A 19,330-nucleotide genomic window follows, 5' to 3' on the forward strand; every position below is an offset into this window, starting at 1 on the left:
GGGGAGGGGGACCGGGCTTGCCCGCGTGGGGCGGTGGGCCGGGCTTGCCCGCGTGGGGCGGCGGACCGACGCAGGGCCGCGGCTTGCCGGGCTCCTCGGGCTCCTCGGCCTCACCGCTGACCGGCGGGAGCAGGGTGATCTCCGTCGGGTCAGGGTTCGCCTCGAGGCGAGCCCCGGTGTCGGCCGGCGCCTGGTCGGTCAGCTCGAGCAGGCCGTGCATCTCGATGCTGCCGTCCGCAGCGATCGAGGGGTGCAGGTCGGTGTCGAGGCTGGTGAACCAGTCGTCCTCGACGTGGACGCCCTCGCTGTTGCGGCTGGCGTCCCGCACCCCGCCCCCTGCCTCGGTGAGGTAGTTCGACGGATCGGTCCGGATGGTGTCCTCCTGGTCGCGCAGACCGATCTGGTCGGCCTGCTGGGCGACGTAGGAGAGCACCCCGGTGGCCTCGTAGTCGGTCACGGCCGCGCTGGTGGTCAGCTGCAGGTTGTTCCCGCTCGCGCCGGCGTCGACCAGGCCGCTGAGGTAGGCGGTCACGTCCTGGACCCGGACGTCGGGGCCGGAGTTGGACGTGATGCCCTTGGCGTAGTTGTCGAACGCCACGGAGTTGCGCAGCAGGTGCTGGCCGGGCATGTTCTCCCCGCCCAGCTTGAACCCGTTGCCCTCGCCGATGAGCGTGCGCTCGACGTCGGCCTCGAGCCACCCGTTGCGGTAGGCCACCGAGTCCTCGACGACCACCGCGCCGATGGGCCCCTCGGTGGACTTGGCGTACAGGTCCCAGCCGTCGTCGATGTTGTGGAAGGCGATCGAGTACCGGAACACGTTGCCGTCCCCGACGGTCAGCTTGGCCGCGAAGCCGTCGGCGTCGTTGGCCAGGGGGTCGGCGTTGTTGTGGGCCACGCTGGACAGCACCAGGTTGTGCGAGGGCCACATCTCGAACGGCTCGGTCGCGTTGCCCGAGATCTGCACGCCGGTGTCCCCGTTGTGGTGGGACTCGATGCGCTCGACCACGTTGTGGTTGCCCTGGATGAGCAGCGGCTTCTGGTAGCCGCGGCCGTTGGTGATCTCCAGGTCGTGCAGGTGCCAGTGGTCACCGCGCAGCTGGATCCCGCCGGACACCGACTCCGAGAGGTCGAGCGTGGCCCGCTCGCCGGGCTCGGACATGAGGGTGATCGGGTCCTCGGCGGTCCCGTCGTTGCCCCGCGCGATCACGACGGCGCGGTCGGGCAGGTAGGTGCCGCCCTCGAGCACGACCTGCTGGCCCGGCTGGGCGAACGCGACGCCGGTGTGCAGGTCGAGCGGCTCCTCAGGGGTCCCGTCGCCGTCGGCCGTGCCGTCGGGCGCGACGTGGATCGCCTGACCCGGGGTGCCGTACCGCTGCACCTCGATGGTGATGGGGACGGTGAGCGTCTCGTAGGAGCTCAGGTCCTGGTACTCGCCGAGCTGGGTCTGCTCCTCGCGCGGCGCAGGTGTGAGCTCGGCGATCAGCTCGTTGGTGCCGTCCTCGAGAGGAGCGGTCACCGCGGCCCGCTCGCCCGGGGTGACGGACTCGGTCCCGACGACGTCGCCGGCACCGTCCCGCAGCACGACCTCACCGTGGACGTTCGCGACCAGCGGCACGTCGATGGTGTCGTGCGGGGTGGTGCGGGTGACGTCGGAGACCAGCGATGGGTCGACGTAGGTGATGGGCCGCTCGAGCGGCTCCTCGTCGTCGTCGGGGTGGATGGTGGTGAAGGTGATGTCGCTGGCCGTCACGGCGATCCCGCGCGCGGCGAAGAGGCCGACGTAGAGCGCGTCGGGGTCCTGGCGCTCGACGAGGTCCCGCTCGTAGTAGATGACCTCCTCGACTTCGCCGTCACGCACCCAGGTGGAGTGGTACCCGGTGTTGGAGCGGCGCAGCGTGTACTCGTAGACGTCACCGTCGACGAACTTGGGCGGGTTGAGGTTGGAGCCCTCGGTCATGTCGGCCCGGAAGTCCCAGTCGAAGGGCTGGGACTGGTTGAGGTCGCGGTCGGGGGTCGAGACGGTGGGCCCCTCGGTGTAGCCCTCGACGATCTTGCCGCCGGGGATCCCGTAGCGGTACTCCAGAGCGCCGTCGACCGTGCGCTGGTACTTGGCCGTCATGGTGCCGGCCGAGTTGAAGTACCGGGCCGCGCGGTCGTTCGGGATGAAGGTGTCCACGGCGATGAGGCCGAAGCCGGACTGGTTGTCCTTGCCGCTCGCGTCGTCGACGGTGAAGGTCGCCGAGAGCGTGAAGTTCTCCGTCTCGGGGTCGATCTGCGTGTAGTGGTAGAGGAAGCCGTCCTCGGAGTCGGCGATCTTGCCGTTGTTGCCGCGCATGTCGAACTGCAGCGAGCCGTCGGCCTCCTCGGTGAGGGAGCCGCCGCTGCTCACCCCGGCGTGGGCGGTGAGCCAGCGCTCGACGGCGTCGGCCACGGTGACCTCGAGGGGCGCCGAGGTGGTCGACTCGTCGCCGCGGGTCGTGGTGACCTGCAGCTCGTAGGTGGTGCCCGGGACCAGGCCCTCGACGTCGGCCCGAGTCGTGGTGGTCGACGGTCCGGGGACCCAGTCGGTGGCGCCCAGCTCGCGGTGGGAGAGCTGGTAACCCTCGGCCTCGGGGACCGCGGTCCACTCGGCTGTCACCGTGGCCTGGCCGTCAGCGACCGCCGAGGTCAGCGCCGTGTGGATCTCAGCCACGCCGAGGGGCAGGGTGAAGGCCGGGGCCGCGACGCGCTCGGAGACCTTCGTCGAGTCCTCGTCGGTCCGGGTCAGGGCGACCTCGACCTCGTAGTTGCCGCTGGCGGCCGGCTCGAGGCTGATGCTGCCGGAGTCGCCGGGGGTGCCGGAGATGCCCGAGGTCACCTCCTCGCCCTGGTCGTCGTAGAGGGTCGCGGTGGCGAGGTCCGCGCCGTCGAAGCCCACGACGCCGTCGAACTGCGCGACGACCTCGCCGCCGGAGACCGTCACGTCGGTCACGACAGGGTCGGCGACGTCGGTCCAGGCGGGCCGCTCGGGGGCCGCCCCCTCGGTCAGTGCGAGGTAGAAGAGGTTGACCCCGGAGGAGGGCGAGGCCACGTAGTAGCTGCCGGCCTCGGGGACGACCAGGGTCGCGGCCGGGATGTCGGTCGGGGCGCCGTAGGCGGGGACGCGGGACAACTCGGTGCCGTCCTCGGAGTACAGCGCGAGGGCACGGTCGGCGCTTGAGCTGCCGCTCAGCGCGTAGACCGTCACGGTGGCCTCGTCGTCGGTGGTGAAGGCGATCGATCGGCGGTCGGCGGCCCCGGCGCCGTTGAGCTTGAGACGCTGGGTGAAGGTGAGGTCGCCACCGGTGCGGTCCTGCGCGTCCACGTCGACCTGCGCGGTCTCGGTGGCGGTCACGGTGAACCGGCCGACGGTCGTGTCGGCCTCGTAGACGCCCGGCTCCATCTCGGAGGCGTTGAGGACGTCTGTCTCGGCGGTGGTTGCCTCGTCGTGCTCGCTGGCGGCCGCCGCGGTCGCGCCCAGACCGGTGGCGGTCAGGGCGGCAGTCGCGAGGGCGGCGATGAGTGGTCGGATCCTGCTCGTCCGTGCGGTGGGCATAGGGCTCCCTAGGCTTCCCCTGGGCCGGTGGCCAGCCTCGCAAGGTACGACGCTGTACTGGAGGACCTGCCGGCCGTGAGAGCGCCCCCGGCCGGTGAAGCCGGAAAGCGCTTTCAGATCCGAAAGTAGGTCGGGGTCGGGGCGATGTCAAGGGGTCCATGACACCTCGCAGGTCGAACCCTGGCGTGCGAGGCTGAGCCGCATGACCGCACTCGACGGCGCGCACGTACTCGTGGTCGGCGCGACCGGGGGCCTGGGTTCGGCGATCAGTCGGAGCCTCGCGGACCGGGGCGCGAGGCTGACGCTGAGCTCACGGTCGGCCGACCGGCTCGACGCGCTCGCGGGCGACCTCGGTGCCGCGGTGCTCGGCACGCACCGCGCCGACATCACGTTCCCCACCGCCCCCGCCGAGGTGGTCCAGGCGGCGATGGACCACGGCCCGGTGAACGGCGTCGTCTACGCGGCCGGGGCGGTGGCCTTCGGCTCGGTCGCCGACCTCGACGACGACGTGCTCGACGCGCTGCTCCTGGTCAACCTCGTGGCCCCGGTGCGCCTGGCCCGGGCTGCCGTCCGCGTGCTGCCCACCGGGGGGTTCCTGGCGAACCTCAGCGCCGTCGTCGCCGAACGCCCGACGGCGGGCATGGCCGCCTACTCGGCCACCAAGGCGGGGCTGACCGGGTTCGACGCCGCCCTGGCCCTCGAGCTGCGACGCCAGAAGATCCGCGTGCTCGACGCCCGCCCGCCGCACACCGAGACAGGGCTCGCCGACCGCCCCCTCGACGGCCACGCACCGACCCTCGGTGACGGCCTCGACCCCGAGGCCGTCGCCGAGCGGATCGTCCAGGCGATCGAGCAGGACGACCGGGACCTGCCGGCGGCGGCCTTCGGGTAGTTGGCCACGCCGGGCAGAGGTCGGGCGGCGATTCCTAGCTCAGCAGGCGAGGGTGTCGACGATCACGCGCGAGGTTCGCGCGCCGCCGTCACAAGGGCGTGGCGCTCGGGCGGCCGGGGTCCGCGTTGATCCAGACGTCGACGTCCTGGCTGGCGAGGTCCGGTGCTGGGGCGTCGTCCGTCGGCCAGCGGTCGGCGCCCTCCCAGCTGGCCAGCCCGGGCGTGGGCGTCTGGTCCGTGGGAGGGGAGTCGGCGCGCTCGCGGCGACGGAACAGGGTGTTCAGCAACGACATCGTCGGGCCTCCGTTCGGCGTTGACCTTGCTTCACGCTATGCCTGGATGAGTGCTGGCCGCCAGGGTTCGCACCGCCCGCCACCCGTCAGCTACGTAGGTTCCGCAGGACCCCGGGCACGGCGGCCTTCCCGGTGACGGGGTGGAAGGCCTCGGCGGCCGCGCGCAGCTCGGTGGCCTCGTCGGCGGTGAGGTCCAGCTCGGCGGCCTCGACGTTGCCCTCCAGCTGCTCGACGCTCGACGCCCCCGGGATGACGACGACGTTCGGCTGGTGCAGCAACCAGGCGAGGGCCACCTGCGCGGGCTTGGCGTCGTGCCGCGAGGCGACGTCTCGCAGCACGTCGAAGAGTGGCCTCGCAGCCCGAAGGTTGTCCGGGAGGAACAGCGGGTTGGTCTTGCGGACGGCGCCCGAAGGGCGGTTCGACTCGTCGTACTTCGCCGAGAGGAAGCCCATGGCCAGCGGGCTGTACGCGATGACGACGCGGTCCTTCTCCTGCGCGTAGGGCAGCAGCTCAGCCTCCGGCTCGCGGTCGACGAGGCTGTAGCTGACCTGGTTGCTCAGCACCCGGCGACCCAGCGCCGCCTCGGCGACCCGCCACCGCCGCAGGTCGTAGTTGCTCACGCCGACGTCGCGCACCACGCCGTCGTCCTGCAGCGTCTCCATGCCCGCCATGAGGACGGTGTCGGGAGTGATCGGGTTGGCCTGGTGCACCTGGTAGAGGTCGATGCGGTCGATGTCGAGACGGTCCCGGCTCGCGCGGCCGTGCTTCTCCACCAGCCCTGTCGACGGCAGCAGCGGCATGTACTTGGTCGCCACGTACGCCTCGTCGCGACGACCGGTCAGGGCCTTCCCCACGATCCGCTCGGACTTGCCCGTGCCGTAGATCTCGGCGGTGTCGATCAGCGTGACCCCCAGGTCGAGGGCACGGTGCACGATCTTTGCCGCGTGGGAGTCCGCGTACTCGCCGCCGTAGCCCCACTCGCGGGAGCCGAACTGCCAGGTGCCCAGTCCGAGGCGGCTGATGCGGGCGGTGTCGGGGAGGTCGAGGTATCGCATGTGTTCCATCGTGGGGGGTGGGAGCGCGGGGCGCCTCTGGGCGGACGGGGATGCCCGTGCATGTCACGGCGCGGCGTGCCTCAGCCGAGCAACGGCAGCTCGAGGTCGTACGCGAGCACGACGGCTCGCGCCAGCTCGGCCTCCTGCTCGGCAGTGAGGAATCCGATCGTCCGTCCGAGCAGGCTCCGGGGAACTGTCACGACGTTGTCGAGAGCGACCGCGCACTCGGCGTCGAGTCCGTTGCTCGGCCCGACCCGTACCTCGCTCGACAGGCCCTTGATCGTGGCCGTGATGGGGGCCACGGTGACCTTCGTCATCGCGCCCCGGGCCGCCTCACGGGTCAGAACCAGGGCTGGCCGCGTCATGTCGAGGCGGACCAGGCAGATCTCGCGCAACGATCAGTCCCTGAGGTCGACGTGTGTTGCGGTCCACTGCACCAAGACGTCGAGGTCGTCCGCCGGATCGTGGTGCCCGAGCAGCTCAGCATCTCGCTCCGCGAGGAGCCGGCGCATCTCGCGCTCGACCGCCGAGGCGACGAGTGCAGCGCGACTTGGAGCCCTCCCGTCGGCGACCGCGCGGTCGAGAAAGGCCACCATCTCGTCCGGGAGCCGGACAGCGATCTGCGTGCTCACACCACCACCCTACAAGCCTGCATCCCACTATGGGATGCAGTGCAGGTGCGGGGGCACGGATGTCGTTGTCGGCGCCGCAGTCGTCAGGGCGAGTTCCGGACGGCGTGGCGCACGTAGACCACGCCGTTGTCGATCCGCCGTTGGTCCAGCAGCTCGAGGTTGAGTCGGATGCCATCAGTTTTCCCATGGGGGCCTCCGGCAGGGTGGGAAACTACAGACCCCAGCGTCACGGCAGCACGGGCAAGAGCATCTACGAGGCCCGAACGACGTCCGGCAGCCGTGACCCGACGACGATCACCGGAACTGAGGTGGCTCCCTTGAGAATCGGACGCAACGTCGAGGTCAAACCCGTCGGCGGCGGCAAAGGCTGCCTGGTGATGATCCTGATCTCCGTCATCGCCTCGATCGTGCTGACCGTGCTCCTCAACCTCGTGTTCCGCTGAGGGTGAGTGCACTCGTCGTCGAGCCGACCTGTGTGACCCTTCCCAGATGGACACCGTCTACGTCTTCGAGGTCGAGGATGCCGACGCGGCGGCCTGGCGCTCGGAAGTCGCGGTCGTGGCTCCCAGCGCCGCAGAAGCCAATCGGCAGATCAGGGCGGGAGGCCTCCACAAGAAGCAGATCCGCAACGATGGACGGCCCGTCCGTGCGCACACCGTCGCTGAGCTGCCCTGCATCGTGGACTCACCGAGTGGCTTCGCGCGCCGTCGGGACGATGACGGATGGACCCCCTGGGAACACGTGGCGGCTGGGACCTCGCTCAGCTGGCGTGAGAGCGACCGGGCGCGTGGGACCGACGACTAGAGTCACGCTCCTTCGCATGCCTGCTCAGGGCAGCCCTGCCACCGCTTGCTGAAGAGCCCGGTGATGTCGACGGCGTCGCGGACCTCGTAGGAAGGCAGAACCGCACCAACGACGTCGCGTGCGGCTTCGGCGACCTGCAGGTGGAAGAAGCGACACACCCACTCGTACTCCCAGAGCTCACGGGTGACCTCCACGACCACCTCGTGCGGCACGCGGCCATCGGCCGACTCGCGCCCTCGGAAGAGCGCGACGACGTCATGCCGATCCGGGCCGGGGTCGCCGGGCTCGCCGCTCCAGGGGATGCCGGTGGCCGGGATGCTCCAGACGTCGGGCCGCGTGACGGGCCGATCGTCGACGCTCGGCAGGGTGGGCTGGGGGAAGGGCACGCCGTGCTCCTGTCGGGTTGTTCGTCGCGGCGACGTGCCGTCCGTCCTGCTATCGGCGGCCCTCGCCGAGCACTTGATTGCCGACGCGACATCATGTCGCGTGAGGAATGATGATCGGCATGTCTCCTGATCTCGACGGTGTGCCCGGTCTTCCCATCGGTGAGGTGCTGCCGGAACTCCGCATACCCCCGCTTCCCGCGGCGAGCACCGCTGCTGGAGTGCTCGCGTTCGTCAAGCTGCATGAGCCCAGCGGGGAGATCGGGTGGGCCGTGCGAGTGACGTCAGACATGGACGACGAGGAAGTGCTGGGGTTGCTGGTGGGGTATGTCGAGCATCTGAAGCAGCAAGCCGCCTCCTCCTGGGACAGCACCGACCCGACGCGCGCGGAGGACTGAAGCGGCGGTCGCCGACGCTGGTCCAGGGTGGGGCTACAGGGAGCCTCGGACCGGGAACGCGTCCAGCTCGCGCTCCCATGTCGTCGCGGCCTCCTCCAGGTCGCCCGAGGACACGTCGAGGTCGACGACATAGGGCTCGACGTACGCCTCGTCGTCCGGGGAGCGCCACGGTGGACCGGACTCCATGGAGAGGTGCGCCCGGAGCACCAGGTGATCGCCCGTCCGTGCGAAGAGGGTGAAGGCGAGGTTCGGCTCGGTGAACGCCGCGGCGTGCCGGCTGAGCTCGTCGAACATCGTCAGCGGGTCGACATCCCCGGCCGAGACGCGACGGAGCCACCGGCTCAGGTCGAGCGCCTCGGAGGTGAGGAGGCACGGGTCGCGGAACGTCCACGTCCGGGCATCTGCGGTCTGGACCGTCCCGCAGATCACGAGCCAGTTCGCGTCGAACCAGTCGTCGCTGCTGGCAGAGACGAGCCCCGGGTACTCGTAGCGCAGGGGCTCGAGGGTGAGGTGAGCGCCTGCCGCTGGGCCGATCCGCATGCTCTCGTTGTAGCCGAGGTGCGGGGGCGGTGACGTGAACACGCCGAACGCAGCGGCTCGACCGCCGTGACCAGGGCGTCAGGGAGTGCCGCGTACCGCGTAGTGCACGTAGACCACACCGTTGCGGAAGCGCCGCTCGTCCAGCAGCTCGAGGTCGAGTCGTCGGCCGCGTGGCAGCGCCGGCTTGCCACCGCCGACGGTGACGGGGCACAGGAGCAGCACGCACTCGTCGACCAGCCCGTGCCGGAACGCCTCGGCCCCGATGGTCGCGCCGCCGATGCTCAGGTCTGAGCGGGAGGTCTCCTTGAGCTGTCGTACCGCCTCGGGATCGAACTGACGCTCGATCCTCGTGCGTGCCGTCGACACCTCGTCGAGCGTCGAGGAGTAGACGACCTTGTCGGCGTCGCGCCAGATGCCCGCGTACTCGCGGACGACGGCCGGTTCACCCGCCAACCACTCGTCGTCCTCCCAGACGCGCATCGTCTCGTACATGCGGCGGCCGTAGAGCGACGTGCCGATGTGACGCTCGTGCTCGTTCCAGAACGCGTGGACGTCCTCGTCCGGCACGGACCAGTCGAACGCGCCGGTCTCGTCCTCGAGGTAGCCGTCGAGAGAGGCGTTGGCTGCGTAGATCAGCTTGCCCATGGGTGCCTCCGGCGGGATGGGACTCCAGCGTCCAGCGTGACGCTGGCGGCCGCAAGGCCCGGTTACTGCGTCGGGCTCAGCCCGTCTCCGGCGAGCAGAGCCGCTCGCTGGGCGAGGCGCCGAGACAGCCACAGCTGGAACATGAGGAATCCGAGGAACACCACAGTCGTCCACCCCGCCGGCGAGCCACTGACGGCGAGGGAGATCCCCAGCGCCGTCAGCGCCAGCCACAGGACGACGCTCGGCCACCACCACGCGCGCGTCTGTCTCCGCTGCCCCTCCGCGATCCTCAGCGCGGCGCGGCGAACGACAGGGTCCGACGGCACTGGACCCCGCCAGGCCGCGCGGATCGCCAGGTGCTCCTCGGTCGGGCTCGTTCCCTCGGTGGCCTGACGGAGCTCAGTGTCCTGGCGAGCTGAGAACCACCCCCTGAACAGCCCGAACAGGGTTCCGCCGACCACGGCCCCGACAGCGGCCACGCCGACGCGGGCACCAGCGGGCAGATCGTCGGGGGAGTTCGCGTAGCCCACGACGAACATCGGTACGCCGAAGAGCGCACCGGTGAACAACATGCGTTGCCACATGGGTGCGGTCCGGAGGAACCTGCGCATAACGACATGCTGGCAGTCCTCCGTGCGCGACGCCTCGCGGGCTGCGTCAGGGCCGGTAAGGACCTCCCGATCCGTCATGGGTCGGGGGCGCGCTCGCTCATGGCTCCATGACCGGATGGCTCAACAGCACTACACCGCGCAACAGGCCATGAGGTGGCGCCGGCTCGACGGTCCTCCATCCCCCACCCCAGAAGGGGCGCATTGGGTGACGGACCAGTACCGTGAATATTGGCCGCTACGTGCAGTCGAAGGGGACAGCTACGTGTCGTCACAGGGGACAGGGGCCCGGCAGTGGAACGCGAACGTGAGCGCGAATTGGCAGAGGCGCTGCTGGGCGACGAGCAGGCCCGCCGGGAGGTGACCGAGGCACTGCTGGAGATCACGTCCCGGACGGCGGCGAACGCTGACGGGGAGGTGGGGGTCGGGCTCAGCGTCCTGGTCGCCGGTGCGGTCGAGTCCATCGGCGCGACGACGGACCGCGCGCAGAAGATGGACTTCGGCCAGGCGACGGACGGGGAGGGCCCATGCCTGGAGGCGCTGGCCAGCGGCGACCTGGTGGGCGTGGCCGACTACGCCACGGACGAGCGTTGGCCGGGTACCAGCCAGCGCGCGGGCGAGGCCGGGATCCGCAGTTCGCTCTCGCTGCCGTTGAAGGCGCAGGAGCACATCCTCGGCGCGCTCAACGTCTATTCCAACGCCCCGAACGCGTTCAGCACCGAGGCCGCACGCAGCCTGGAGGCCTTCGCCGAGCAGGCCACGACTAGCCTGCTGCTGCTGAGCCGGATGCAGGCACAACGGGAGGACAGCGCGTACGTCACGTCCTTCGCCGGCACTGTGCAGGACAGCCTGCGCCCGGTGTTGCCCCATGTGGACGGCTTGGAGCTGACGGGCGCCTCGGTGCCCGCCTCACCGCACGCCGCGGTCGGGGGGGACTGGTTCGACGCGCTCGAGCTGCCTGGCGGAACGCTTGGGCTGGTCATCGGCGACGTCATGGGACACGACGTCGCGGCGGTGACGACGATGGCGCAGGTCCGCACGATGGTTCGCACCGCTGCATGGGCCGGTCTGGAACCGGTGGCGCTGCTGCGCCTGGTCGACCAGCTCGTCAACGCCAGCGGGATCAGCGAGACGGTCACGTTGGTCTACGCCACGTTGAACCGCGACGACGCTGGTGCTTGGCGCCTGGAGTACTGCAACGCGGGGCACCCAGCGCCGCTGCTCCGGGAGGCCGACGGGACGGTCCGCGAGCTCGACGGCGGCACCCGCGTCCTGATCGGCACGATCGGCACCGGCGCCCAGGAAGGCGCCTGGACCGGGCAGGTCGGCACCGCGCACCTCCCACCCGGGGCGGTGTTGCTGCTCTTCACCGACGGCCTGGTCGAACGCCCCGGCGTCGACATCGACGCCGCGACGGCGGCGCTGTCCAGGACCCTCGCAGCGATGGACCCCGGCGAGGACCTCGACGTGATGCGCCACCGACTGCTCGACCAGCCCAGCCCGAGCGACGACACCACCATCCTCGCGGTGCGCACGGCACCCACGCCTGAACGCCGTACCTAGTGCGCGTCGGTGGCGTCGGTCTTGCGGCCCTGCCCGGTGGCGATCGGCCAGGCCAGCACGTACTCGCCCAGCGCCGTGAACACCTCCGGGTCGGTGGCTAACCGACCACCGCCGAGCACGGTCCCGTCGCCGGCCATCACCTCGATCGTCACCGACCGCTTGTGCGGGTCCATCCCGATCACCGCACGCTGCGACTCCATCGCCGACTCCCTCGCTCGCACCAGTGGGTTGTCGAGCTGGGAGGGCACCGCTGCTTCGAGCTGAGCAAACCCCTCTTCAGCCTCTCCCGGCCCAGCGGCACCCGGGCTGCGCGGGCCATGTCGCGGACGAAGGCGCGCCGCGCGACGTGCTCACGTTCGACGCCGACGAGATGCGTTGGGTGGCAATACTCATGGTGGGACCGCAGTCCGCCGTGCTCGCATCGGCGCACGCACCGCTCGAGGACCTCTCGGGCCTGGCTGTCGGCGAGCGGCTCATCGCCAGCATCGTCCCCCTGTCGCCGCGCCGCAGACGATTTGGCCTGCGGCGCTGATCGCCCGAGACGGTCCAGCACCACCACCACCACCGACGCCGACGCGCGCTCCTGCCGCGGTGTGAGCGCGCTGCGCAAGGTCATGGAGGAGACTCCGTACATGAGCGATCGTTGGGCCGAGATCATCCGGACACCGCCAGTGGCGGCCGCGGAATGGGTGGCACTACCGGAGAACGGTTGGGGCGCGATCATCGCCTACCGTGTCGGCCCCGGGCGCACCAGGCCACACGACTTCCCCCAGGAGCGTCGGCTCGTCACGGAGGTCTGCACCGACACCGACGGAACTGCCCGCCGACGCACGTTAGCAATGACCCCCAAGGACTTCGCCGACATCGTGGAGTCGGTCAACAGCTACCTCGTCGACGTCGGCCTGCCTCCGGCACCGTTCACCTGGTGGGAGGTCGTCCCACCCGACGGGATGACCGGCGATGCGTTCTTGAAGCACCTCGAGGACGCGTCCGCCGAGCGGGTGACCGCGACGTCCGGGGTCGAGGTGGCCCGCCAGTACGCCGCCGTTCTCACCGATGAGATCGAGAGCATCTACGCCCAGGGCGACGTGCGCGCCTGAGGGCCATCCGAGTGCGATGTGCGCAGCGGGTCGCCCTCGGAGGGCGCGGCCTCAGCTCCGGCGTCGACCGAGGAGGCGGCGGACGGCGCCGACCACCGCACGTCTTCCAGGACGACGGTGACGGCAGCTCCGATGCTACGGACGGTCGCGTGCTGGGTCGACCGGTGTCGATGCGGTGGCGCACCGCCTCACGTGCCTCAGCGCTGTACCTCGCCGCCGAGAGCGATATCGGCGAGCTCCTGCGCGACCTGCGCGGGTGTGCTCTGCTCCGTCGGGACGCGCGCGACCCAGGGTGCGGCCTCCTGGTGGAGGCGGCTGGCGGCCATGGCGCTGCGGCGCAGGTGGGCGATCAGCGCGGAACCCGTCTCACGCTCGCCCAGGCGCGCTGCGACGACGTCGTCGGGAGCCGTGAGGAGGGCGGCGCGCACCTCGACCGCCCCACCGAGGGCTCGCGCCACCATGGCGTGCTCGAGGACACTCACGGTGTTGACGTAGATGACGCGCCGGTAGCCCGCAGCCTTGTAGGTGCGCCAGAGCGCACGCAGGTTGGTCTCGGTCAGCTGGCCGCCGTCGGGGTCCTCATGCGGCTTGGGGTAGGCGGCGCTCAGGTTGTCCCCGTCGACCAGGCAGTGCTCTCGCGCCTCCTGCTGCCAGAGCTCGGAGAGGGCGAACGCTGTGGAGGACTTGCCGACCCCGGAGCGGCCACCGATCAGCAGGACCTGGGTCGTCGACGAGGGAGAGGGCACCGGACCATCCAGCCAGCCCACGACGCAGGGGTCCAGCAGATTGCGGCGACTCACCCCAGGTCGATCGTCGTGTCCTCGTCCCGGTCGCAGGTCAGCACGCCGTCCAGCACCCGCAACCGCGCGGCCTGGATCACCGAGCGGCGCTGGTCGTAGCTGCGGTCGGGCGCGGCGCCGGTGCCGTCGCCGCTGGCCCCGGGGTGGGTGAAGTAGATGACGTAGGCGGTCTCGGGGTCGACGACGACGACGTCGGCGTGCAGGCCGATCGTGGCGTCCTCGGGGCGGGTGCCGGGCTGGTCGAGGATCAGCCCTTGGCGGGTCCAGCTCGTGAGGTCCGCCGACCAGAAGACGCCCTGCCCGCGCCACTCGTCGACGAGCATCCAGTAGCGCCCGCCGAGCTCGAAGACGTTCGGTCCCTCGTGCGGGCGGTGGGTCAGGACCGGGCCGACGACGGTCCACCTGTCGAGGTCGGCCGAGTCGGCGGCCCAGGTGTGGGACTCGTCGGCCTCGTCCTTGTACCAGAGGCGGTAGCCGCCGTCGGGCAGCGGGTGCAGGCAGGCGTCGATCACGTACCTGCTGCTCAGGGGGACCTCGCCGCGGTAGGTCCAGGCCTCGAGGTCGAGGCTCGTGTAGTGCCGGATGACCCGCTCGTGCCCGGCCCACTGCTCGGGCACGCCCTCGATGTGACTGACGAACATGTGGAACGTCCCGCGCTCGTGCACGATCTCGGGGGCCCAGAAGGTGTCGCGACGGCCGGGCTCGAGGTCCAGGCCCTCGACCACCCCGCGGTACTCCCAGGTGCGGCCCCGGTCGGTCGAGACCGCGACGCCCAGGTCCGAGCCGTGCACCCAGGCGACCCCGGGCTCCTCGACCCGCGCCCGGCGCTGGGTGTAGACCATCCACCACTCGTCCCCGCGGCGCACCAGCACCGGGTCGGTGCCGCCCCCGTGGACCGGGTCGACGAAGAGCGGGGCGGGGATCACGCCGTCGGGCCTGCGGTGCCTGCGGGGGACGCCACAGGACGCAGGTCGGTGACGTCGGCCCGCAGGTCGCTGCGGAACCGCGCGTCGGCGTCGAGGGAGTCATGGGTGATCGCGCGGCCGTGGGTGGCCGAGGCGTAGATCGCGGTGACCAGCTCGAGCGGGCGGCGGGCATAGGTGACCAGGTCCGGCATGGGCTCGCCGGCGACCAGGGCGTCGACGACGGCGCGCACGAGCGGCTCGTGACCGCTCGGCTCGTCCTCGGTCGGGAAGGCCCACGCGGCGGCCTGCTCCTCGCTGACCCCGCGTGCGGGGGTGATGCGCCAGGAGTCCCCGCTGTGCCCGTAGAGGTGCTCGACCTCGACGGTCGCGAGCTCGGTGTCGATGCGGACGTAGCTCGTCTCGCGCGGGGCCAGCACGCTCGAGACGGCGGTCGCGATCACCCCGTTGGCGAAGCGGATCGTCGCGGTCGAGGTGTCCTCCATCTCGATGTCCCGCGCGAGGCGCCACAGCCGTGCGTCGACCTCGGCCCAGTCGCCCAGCAGGTGGGCGAGCAGATCCATCTGGTGGATCCCGTGGCCGAGCGTCGTGCCGCCGCCCTCGCCGTCCCAGGTGCCGCGCCAGTCGACCGCGTAGTAGTCGTCCTGCCGCAGCCACAGGGTCTGGCACTGGGCGAGCAGCGGGCGGCCCAGGGCCCCGGTGTCGAGCAGGTGCTTGACGTGGGCCGCGGCGGTGCCGGTGCGTTGCTGGAAGACGATCGCGAAGGCCAGCCCGGCGGCGTCGGCGGCGGACTGCATGTCGTCGAGCTCGTCGAGGGACAGGGCCGGGGGCTTCTCGCACAGCACGTGCACGCCGGCCGCGTAGGCGTCGAGGGTCTGCTCGCGGTGCAGGTCCGGCGGGGTGCAGAGGATGACCAGGTCGAGCTCCTCGGCCGCGAGCAGCTCGGTGTGCGTCGCGTACCGGCCCCGGACCGCGTACTTGTCGGCGAAGGCCTCGCGGCGCTCGGCGCTGCGGTTGCTCACCGCGACCAGCTCGACCCGTGGGTCGGCCGCGACGGCCTGGGCGTGCAGGTGCGCGACGGCACCGGTTCCGACGATCGCGGCCTTGAGGGTCACGTGGGGCTCCTTCGCTCCAGGGAGGGGTCCGGCTCGTGCTGCTGGGTCGACGCTAGCGCGGGGAACGGCCGCCTGTAAAACGATTCAATCGGAGTGCCACGCGAGCATGGCCGACGAGTCGACCAGGGGTCAGTGAGCCCCGCCGGAGGACGCCCGCACCACGAGCTCGGGCTGGAACTGGATGCGCTGCGGCGCGGCCATGCCCGGGCCGGCGGCCTTGAGCAGCAGGTCGGCCGCCACCTCGCCGAGCTGTCGGGTGGGCTGGCGCACCGAGGTCAACGGCGTCATGAGCATCGACGCGAAGTTCACGTCGTCGTACCCGACCACGGCCATGTCCGCCGGGATCGCCAGGCCGTGCGAGCGCAGGGCCCGCATCGCCCCCAGGGCGGTCAGGTCGTTGACGCAGAACAGGGCCGACGGCGCGGTCCCCGCCGCGAGCAGCTCGGTCACCCCGGCCTCGCCCCCCTCGGCGTTGAGCGAGGAGACCGTGATCTCGACCATCGCCTCGTCGGGGTCCAGCCCCGCGGCCTCGAGGGCCCGGACCATGCCCGCGCGGCGGTCCACGCACTGGGCGATGCTCTGCGGCCCGTTGATGAAGGCGATGCGGCGGTGGCCGAGGCTCAGCAGGTGCTCGACCGCCATGGCCGCCCCCGCGACGTCGTCCACCGCGACCGAGGAGAGCTCCTCGGCGGGGGAGGTGCGGTCGAGGAGCACCACGCCCACGCCGCGGCGGGACAACTCGAGCAGCGGCTCGAGGTCGGTGCTCGCGGGGGTCACCAGCATGCCCAGCACGCCGTGCTCCTCGAAGAGCCGCAGGTAGCGAGCCTCGCGCTCAGGGTCCTCGTCGGAGCTCGCGAGCATCAGGGTGTGGTCGGCCTGGGCGAGGCGGTCCTCGATGCCCCGGGCGACCTCGGTGAAGAACGGGTTGGCGATGTCCAGCAGGATCGCGCCCACGGTCGTGATGGTCCCCGCACGCAGCTGGCGGGCCGAGCCGTTGGGCACGAAGGACAGGTGCTCGATCGCCGCGAGCACCTTGCCCCGCGTGGTGGGCGAGACGCGGTCGGGGCGGTTGAGGACGTTCGAGACCGTCCCGAGGGAGACCCCGGCCTCCTGCGCGACGTCGCTGATGCTGGCTCGCCGTGGACTGCGCTGAGGCGCGCGTCCTGCTGTCGTGACCACCGGTGTCCCTTCGCTGCGCGGACCGACGTTGACGCCCGCCGAACCGCCTCCTAGGTTCATTCTGCCTGTGAACCGATTCAACGACGACACGGCGCGCGCGGGGACCCGTGGCGCGGCAGGAGGACCCGTGGCCCGAGTCTGCTTCATCTCCCGCATCCGCCCCGACCAGATCGAGACCTACCGCGCCCGGCACGCCGAGGTGTGGCCCGAGATGCTCGACGCCCTGCACGAGACCGGCTGGCGGGACTACACCCTGCACCTGGCCCCCGACGGCCTGCTCGTCGGGGTGGTCGAGGTCGACGACTTCGACGCCGCCCGCGAGGCCATGGCCGCCCGCGAGGTCAACGCCCGGTGGCAGGCCGAGATGGCCGAGCTCTTCGGCAGCGACGGCCCGCCCGACGAGGGCTTCGTCCAGCTCGAGACCGTCTTCGACATGGACGCCCAGCGCGCCGCCCTCGGTCGCGGGTGACCGGCGGCGCCACGCCCTGATCCAGGTTCCCCACCATCGCGTTCCGCGGAGGCCCTGTGCAGACGTTCCCCTTGTCGGCCGTCCGGCTGTCCGACGGCGCCTTCCGGGACGCCCAGCAGACCGATCTGGCCTGCCTGCTGGCCCTGCGCCCGGACAGGTTGCTCGCCCCCTACCGGCGCGAGGCCGGCCTGCCACCGGTGGCTGAGTCCTACGGGAACTGGGAGAGCTCGGGCCTGGACGGGCACATCGCCGGGCACGCGCTGTCGGCGGCGGTGCTGCTCCACGCCGCGACGGGTGACGCCCGAGCGGAGGCGTTCGCCGACGAGCTCGTCGCCGGGATGGGGGAGTGCCAGGACGCGCTGGGCACCGGGTACCTCGGTGGCGTGCCCGGAGGGGTCGAGGTCTGGGAGCGCGTCCGTCAGGGGGACGTCAGCGGCGGGTCCTTCGGGCTGAACGGTGCGTGGGTCCCCTGGTACAACCTGCACAAGACCGTGGCCGGACTGATCGACGCCGCCCACCTCGCCCACCCCTCGACCGCTCGGCGCGCCCTGGAGATCGCCGTCCGCTTCGCCGACTGGTGGCTCGAGCTCGCCGCCGAGATCGACGACGCCGCCTTCCAGCAGATGCTGCGGACCGAGTTCGGTGGCATGTGCGAGTCCTTCGCCGACCTCGCGGCCCTGTGCGACCGCCCCGACTACCTCGACATGGCGCGACGGTTCGCCGACCGGTCGGTCCTGGACCCGTTGCTGGCCGGCCGCGACGAACTCGACGGGCTGCACGCGAACACCCAGATCGCCAAGGTCGTCGGGTACCAGCGCCTCGCGGAGGTGTCCGGCGACCAGGCCTGGGCACGGGCTGCCCGGTGCTTCTGGGACACCGTCGTCGGGCGCCGGACCCTGGCCTTCGGCGGGAACTCCGTCAGGGAGCACTTCCACCCCGCGGGCGACTTCTCCGGTGCGGTCACCGACCGCGAAGGGCCCGAGACGTGCAACACGGCCAACATGCTCGAGCTCACCCGGCGCCTCGTCCTCGCCTCGCCGGACCCCGGCCTCCTCGACTACTACGAGCGGGCCACCGTCAACCACATCCTGTCCGCGCAGCACCCGGACGGCGGCTTCGTCTACTTCACCCCGGCCCGACCTGGGCACTACCGCGTCTACTCCCAACCCGACGAGGGCTTCTGGTGCTGCGTCGGGACCGGGCTGGAGAGCCACGCCCGGTACGGCGAGATCATCTTCACCCACGACGACGACGCCCTGCGGGTCAACCTGCTCATCCCCGCCCGGCTCGACTGGGGGGCGCGCGGCGTGGTGGCCGAGCTCCGCACCACCTTCCCCGACCTGGGCCGTGAGGACACCGCCGAGCTCCACCTCGAGATGACCGAACCGCAGACCTTCGCGATCCACGTGCGACGCCCGTCGTGGATCACCCCCGGCGCTGATCTGGGTGTGGCCGTGAACGGTGTGCCGGTGCAGGGCGTGCTGGACCACGCGGGGGTGCGGGTCCGTCGAGAGTGGCGGGACGGTGACGTCCTCTCCTGGCGGCTGGTTGCTCACCCGTGGGTCGACCGGCTGCCTGACGGCTCGGACTGGGTCGCGCTGCGGCACGGGCCCCTCGTCCTGGCGGCGCGGGCCGGTGCGGAGGACCTGGTCGGTCTGGTCGCCGACGACAGCCGGATGGGGCACATCGCCTCAGGGCCGCTGCGCCCGCTCGCCGACGCCTCCGTCCTGGTGGCCGACACCGATGACGAGCTCGCCAGGGCTCTGCGCCCGCACGCGGAGCGGCCGCTGACCTTCGTCCTCGAGGGCGTCAGCCGGTACGCGGTGGAGCTCGAACCCCTGCACCGGCTGCACGACACCAGGTACACGATGTACTTCCCCGTGGCCGGGACCGAGCAGGGTGCCGCCGCCCGACGTCGCGCGGAGCTCGCGGCGGTGGACGAGGAGCAGCTGGCGCTCGCGGAGCGGACCGTGGACCACGTCGCGTGCGGGCAGCAGCAGCCCGAGTCCGACCACGGCTTCGAGGGCGTCGACACGTGGACGGGTGCGCAGGACGGCGTGCACTGGCGAGCGGCCCGAGGCTCGTTCGGGTACGACCTCATCGACCCCGACGGCCAGGCCGCCTTCCTCGCCGTGGCCCACCGCGGCGGGGCCGAGCCGACGTCGTGCACGATCACCGTCGAGGGCGTCGTCGTCGGGCGTATCGACCTGCCGGCCGAGGACGCCGCAGCGTGGGGCACGGCGCAGCTCGTGCTGCCGGACGCTGCCCGTCAGGCTCGACGGGACGGGCGCTACCGCGTGCGGGTCATCGCCCCCGACGGCAGCGCGACCCCCCACCTGACCGCGCTGCACCTCCTCA

General features: G+C 71.4%; 23 protein-coding genes. 9 read left to right on the top strand and 14 right to left on the bottom strand.

Features of this window, described 5'->3' with window-relative positions; translation table 11 throughout:
- The coding region (locus tag L0B03_RS03835) for a right-handed parallel beta-helix repeat-containing protein (RefSeq protein ID WP_250444266.1) at positions 1–3,574 on the bottom strand (3,574 nt) is incomplete at its 3' end.
- Positions 3,575–3,776: 202 nt separating this feature from the next.
- Here L0B03_RS03835 and L0B03_RS03840 point away from each other — a divergent pair.
- Positions 3,777–4,466, top strand: a complete 690-nt coding sequence (locus L0B03_RS03840; protein WP_250444269.1) for an SDR family oxidoreductase — start codon at positions 3,777–3,779, stop codon at positions 4,464–4,466.
- A gap of 88 nt (positions 4,467–4,554) precedes the next feature.
- On the opposite strand, the gene L0B03_RS03845 is transcribed toward L0B03_RS03840, so the two are convergent.
- From L0B03_RS03845 to L0B03_RS03860, 4 genes are all read right to left on the bottom strand, one after another.
- Positions 4,555–4,758 carry a hypothetical protein gene (locus L0B03_RS03845; RefSeq protein ID WP_250444271.1) on the bottom strand — a complete coding sequence of 68 codons (204 nt, stop codon included), beginning with the start codon at positions 4,756–4,758 and terminating at the stop codon, positions 4,555–4,557.
- Positions 4,759–4,844: 86 nt separating this feature from the next.
- A complete protein-coding gene (locus L0B03_RS03850) occupies positions 4,845–5,813 on the bottom strand; it encodes an aldo/keto reductase (RefSeq protein ID WP_250444273.1) in 969 nt (322 codons plus the stop codon).
- 80 nt (positions 5,814–5,893) lie between these two features.
- Positions 5,894–6,208, bottom strand: coding sequence for a type II toxin-antitoxin system PemK/MazF family toxin (locus L0B03_RS03855; RefSeq protein ID WP_250444275.1), 315 nt, complete (start codon positions 6,206–6,208; stop codon positions 5,894–5,896).
- A 3-nt stretch (positions 6,209–6,211) separates the two neighbouring features.
- Complete coding sequence (locus L0B03_RS03860) at positions 6,212–6,445, bottom strand: ribbon-helix-helix domain-containing protein (protein ID WP_308199992.1); 234 nt, start codon at positions 6,443–6,445, stop codon at positions 6,212–6,214.
- Between the two features lie 59 nt (positions 6,446–6,504).
- On the opposite strand from L0B03_RS03860, the gene L0B03_RS03865 reads away from it, so the two are divergent.
- Both L0B03_RS03865 and L0B03_RS03870 read left to right on the top strand, forming a co-directional pair.
- Positions 6,505–6,888, top strand: coding sequence for a hypothetical protein (locus L0B03_RS03865; protein WP_250444277.1), 384 nt, complete (start codon positions 6,505–6,507; stop codon positions 6,886–6,888).
- A gap of 46 nt (positions 6,889–6,934) precedes the next feature.
- A complete protein-coding gene (locus L0B03_RS03870; RefSeq protein WP_250444279.1) occupies positions 6,935–7,249 on the top strand; it encodes a hypothetical protein in 315 nt (104 codons plus the stop codon).
- A 2-nt stretch (positions 7,250–7,251) separates the two neighbouring features.
- Here the strand turns inward: L0B03_RS03870 and L0B03_RS03875 are convergent, their stop codons facing one another.
- Positions 7,252–7,635: a hypothetical protein gene (locus L0B03_RS03875; protein WP_250444281.1), complete on the bottom strand. Its 384-nt coding sequence runs from the start codon at positions 7,633–7,635 to the stop codon at positions 7,252–7,254.
- A gap of 119 nt (positions 7,636–7,754) precedes the next feature.
- On the opposite strand from L0B03_RS03875, the gene L0B03_RS03880 reads away from it, so the two are divergent.
- Positions 7,755–8,030: a hypothetical protein gene (locus L0B03_RS03880; protein WP_250444283.1), complete on the top strand. Its 276-nt coding sequence runs from the start codon at positions 7,755–7,757 to the stop codon at positions 8,028–8,030.
- 33 nt (positions 8,031–8,063) lie between these two features.
- On the opposite strand, the gene L0B03_RS03885 is transcribed toward L0B03_RS03880, so the two are convergent.
- The 3 genes from L0B03_RS03885 to L0B03_RS03895 form a co-directional block, all read right to left on the bottom strand.
- Positions 8,064–8,570, bottom strand: coding sequence for a hypothetical protein (locus L0B03_RS03885; protein WP_250444285.1), 507 nt, complete (start codon positions 8,568–8,570; stop codon positions 8,064–8,066).
- Between the two features lie 78 nt (positions 8,571–8,648).
- The gene (locus L0B03_RS03890) at positions 8,649–9,215 is read right to left on the bottom strand and encodes a dihydrofolate reductase family protein (RefSeq protein ID WP_250444287.1); all 567 of its coding nucleotides are present in this window, start codon (positions 9,213–9,215) and stop codon (positions 8,649–8,651) included.
- Between the two features lie 62 nt (positions 9,216–9,277).
- Positions 9,278–9,826, bottom strand: coding sequence for a hypothetical protein (locus L0B03_RS03895; protein ID WP_250444289.1), 549 nt, complete (start codon positions 9,824–9,826; stop codon positions 9,278–9,280).
- A 228-nt stretch (positions 9,827–10,054) separates the two neighbouring features.
- Here L0B03_RS03895 and L0B03_RS03900 point away from each other — a divergent pair, with 228 nt between their 5' ends.
- A complete protein-coding gene (locus tag L0B03_RS03900; RefSeq protein ID WP_250444291.1) occupies positions 10,055–11,386 on the top strand; it encodes a PP2C family protein-serine/threonine phosphatase in 1,332 nt (443 codons plus the stop codon).
- Here the strand turns inward: L0B03_RS03900 and L0B03_RS03905 are convergent.
- On the bottom strand, positions 11,383–11,586 hold the full coding sequence (locus L0B03_RS03905) for an IS110 family transposase (RefSeq protein ID WP_250444293.1): 204 nt from the start codon (positions 11,584–11,586) through the stop codon (positions 11,383–11,385). The two genes, L0B03_RS03900 and L0B03_RS03905, sit on opposite strands and share 4 nt — an antisense overlap.
- Positions 11,587–11,732: 146 nt before the next feature.
- Here L0B03_RS03905 and L0B03_RS03910 point away from each other — a divergent pair, with 146 nt between their 5' ends.
- Together L0B03_RS03910 and L0B03_RS03915 are read left to right on the top strand one after the other, a co-directional pair.
- Positions 11,733–11,918 (top strand): hypothetical protein, encoded by a 186-nt coding sequence (locus L0B03_RS03910; RefSeq protein ID WP_250444295.1) that lies wholly within the window; start codon positions 11,733–11,735, stop codon positions 11,916–11,918.
- Between the two features lie 100 nt (positions 11,919–12,018).
- Positions 12,019–12,486 (top strand): DUF5956 family protein, encoded by a 468-nt coding sequence (locus tag L0B03_RS03915; RefSeq protein ID WP_250444297.1) that lies wholly within the window; start codon positions 12,019–12,021, stop codon positions 12,484–12,486.
- Positions 12,487–12,683: 197 nt separating this feature from the next.
- Here L0B03_RS03915 and L0B03_RS03920 read toward each other — a convergent pair whose 3' ends face one another.
- From L0B03_RS03920 to L0B03_RS03935, 4 genes are all read right to left on the bottom strand, one after another.
- Positions 12,684–13,232 carry an AAA family ATPase gene (locus L0B03_RS03920; protein WP_250444299.1) on the bottom strand — a complete coding sequence of 183 codons (549 nt, stop codon included), beginning with the start codon at positions 13,230–13,232 and terminating at the stop codon, positions 12,684–12,686.
- Between the two features lie 50 nt (positions 13,233–13,282).
- Positions 13,283–14,212 (bottom strand): hypothetical protein, encoded by a 930-nt coding sequence (locus L0B03_RS03925; RefSeq protein WP_250444301.1) that lies wholly within the window; start codon positions 14,210–14,212, stop codon positions 13,283–13,285.
- Entirely contained in the window at positions 14,209–15,324 is a 1,116-nt protein-coding gene (locus L0B03_RS03930) for a Gfo/Idh/MocA family protein (protein ID WP_250444303.1), read from the bottom strand. The genes L0B03_RS03925 and L0B03_RS03930 overlap by 4 nt, the downstream gene beginning before the upstream one ends.
- A gap of 129 nt (positions 15,325–15,453) precedes the next feature.
- Positions 15,454–16,503, bottom strand: coding sequence for a LacI family DNA-binding transcriptional regulator (locus tag L0B03_RS03935; RefSeq protein ID WP_250444305.1), 1,050 nt, complete (start codon positions 16,501–16,503; stop codon positions 15,454–15,456).
- A gap of 127 nt (positions 16,504–16,630) precedes the next feature.
- On the opposite strand from L0B03_RS03935, the gene L0B03_RS03940 reads away from it, so the two are divergent.
- A complete protein-coding gene (locus L0B03_RS03940; protein ID WP_208056242.1) occupies positions 16,631–16,972 on the top strand; it encodes an L-rhamnose mutarotase in 342 nt (113 codons plus the stop codon).
- 56 nt (positions 16,973–17,028) lie between these two features.
- On the top strand, positions 17,029–19,330 hold a 2,302-nt coding region (locus L0B03_RS03945; protein ID WP_250444307.1), incomplete at its 3' end, for a beta-L-arabinofuranosidase domain-containing protein.

The sequence above is a fragment of the Actinotalea sp. C106 genome, from assembly GCF_023630195.1.
GTDB lineage: Bacteria > Actinomycetota > Actinomycetes > Actinomycetales > Cellulomonadaceae > Actinotalea.

Excerpts from the sequence above, each read along its gene's own strand:
- L0B03_RS03840 (WP_250444269.1), top strand. The coding sequence starts at position 3,777 with ATGACCGCACTCGACGGCGCGCACGTACTCGTGGTCGGCGCGACCGGG.
- L0B03_RS03850 (WP_250444273.1), bottom strand. The coding sequence starts at position 5,813 with ATGCGATACCTCGACCTCCCCGACACCGCCCGCATCAGCCGCCTCGGA.
- L0B03_RS03890 (WP_250444287.1), bottom strand. The coding sequence starts at position 9,215 with ATGGGCAAGCTGATCTACGCAGCCAACGCCTCTCTCGACGGCTACCTC.
- L0B03_RS03915 (WP_250444297.1), top strand. The coding sequence starts at position 12,019 with ATGAGCGATCGTTGGGCCGAGATCATCCGGACACCGCCAGTGGCGGCC.
- L0B03_RS03895 (WP_250444289.1), bottom strand. The coding sequence starts at position 9,826 with ATGCGCAGGTTCCTCCGGACCGCACCCATGTGGCAACGCATGTTGTTC.
- L0B03_RS03870 (WP_250444279.1), top strand. The coding sequence starts at position 6,935 with ATGGACACCGTCTACGTCTTCGAGGTCGAGGATGCCGACGCGGCGGCC.
- L0B03_RS03845 (WP_250444271.1), bottom strand. The coding sequence starts at position 4,758 with ATGTCGTTGCTGAACACCCTGTTCCGTCGCCGCGAGCGCGCCGACTCC.
- L0B03_RS03880 (WP_250444283.1), top strand. The coding sequence starts at position 7,755 with ATGTCTCCTGATCTCGACGGTGTGCCCGGTCTTCCCATCGGTGAGGTG.
- L0B03_RS03865 (WP_250444277.1), top strand. The coding sequence starts at position 6,505 with ATGTCGTTGTCGGCGCCGCAGTCGTCAGGGCGAGTTCCGGACGGCGTG.
- L0B03_RS03885 (WP_250444285.1), bottom strand. The coding sequence starts at position 8,570 with ATGCGGATCGGCCCAGCGGCAGGCGCTCACCTCACCCTCGAGCCCCTG.
- L0B03_RS03905 (WP_250444293.1), bottom strand. The coding sequence starts at position 11,586 with ATGGAGTCGCAGCGTGCGGTGATCGGGATGGACCCGCACAAGCGGTCG.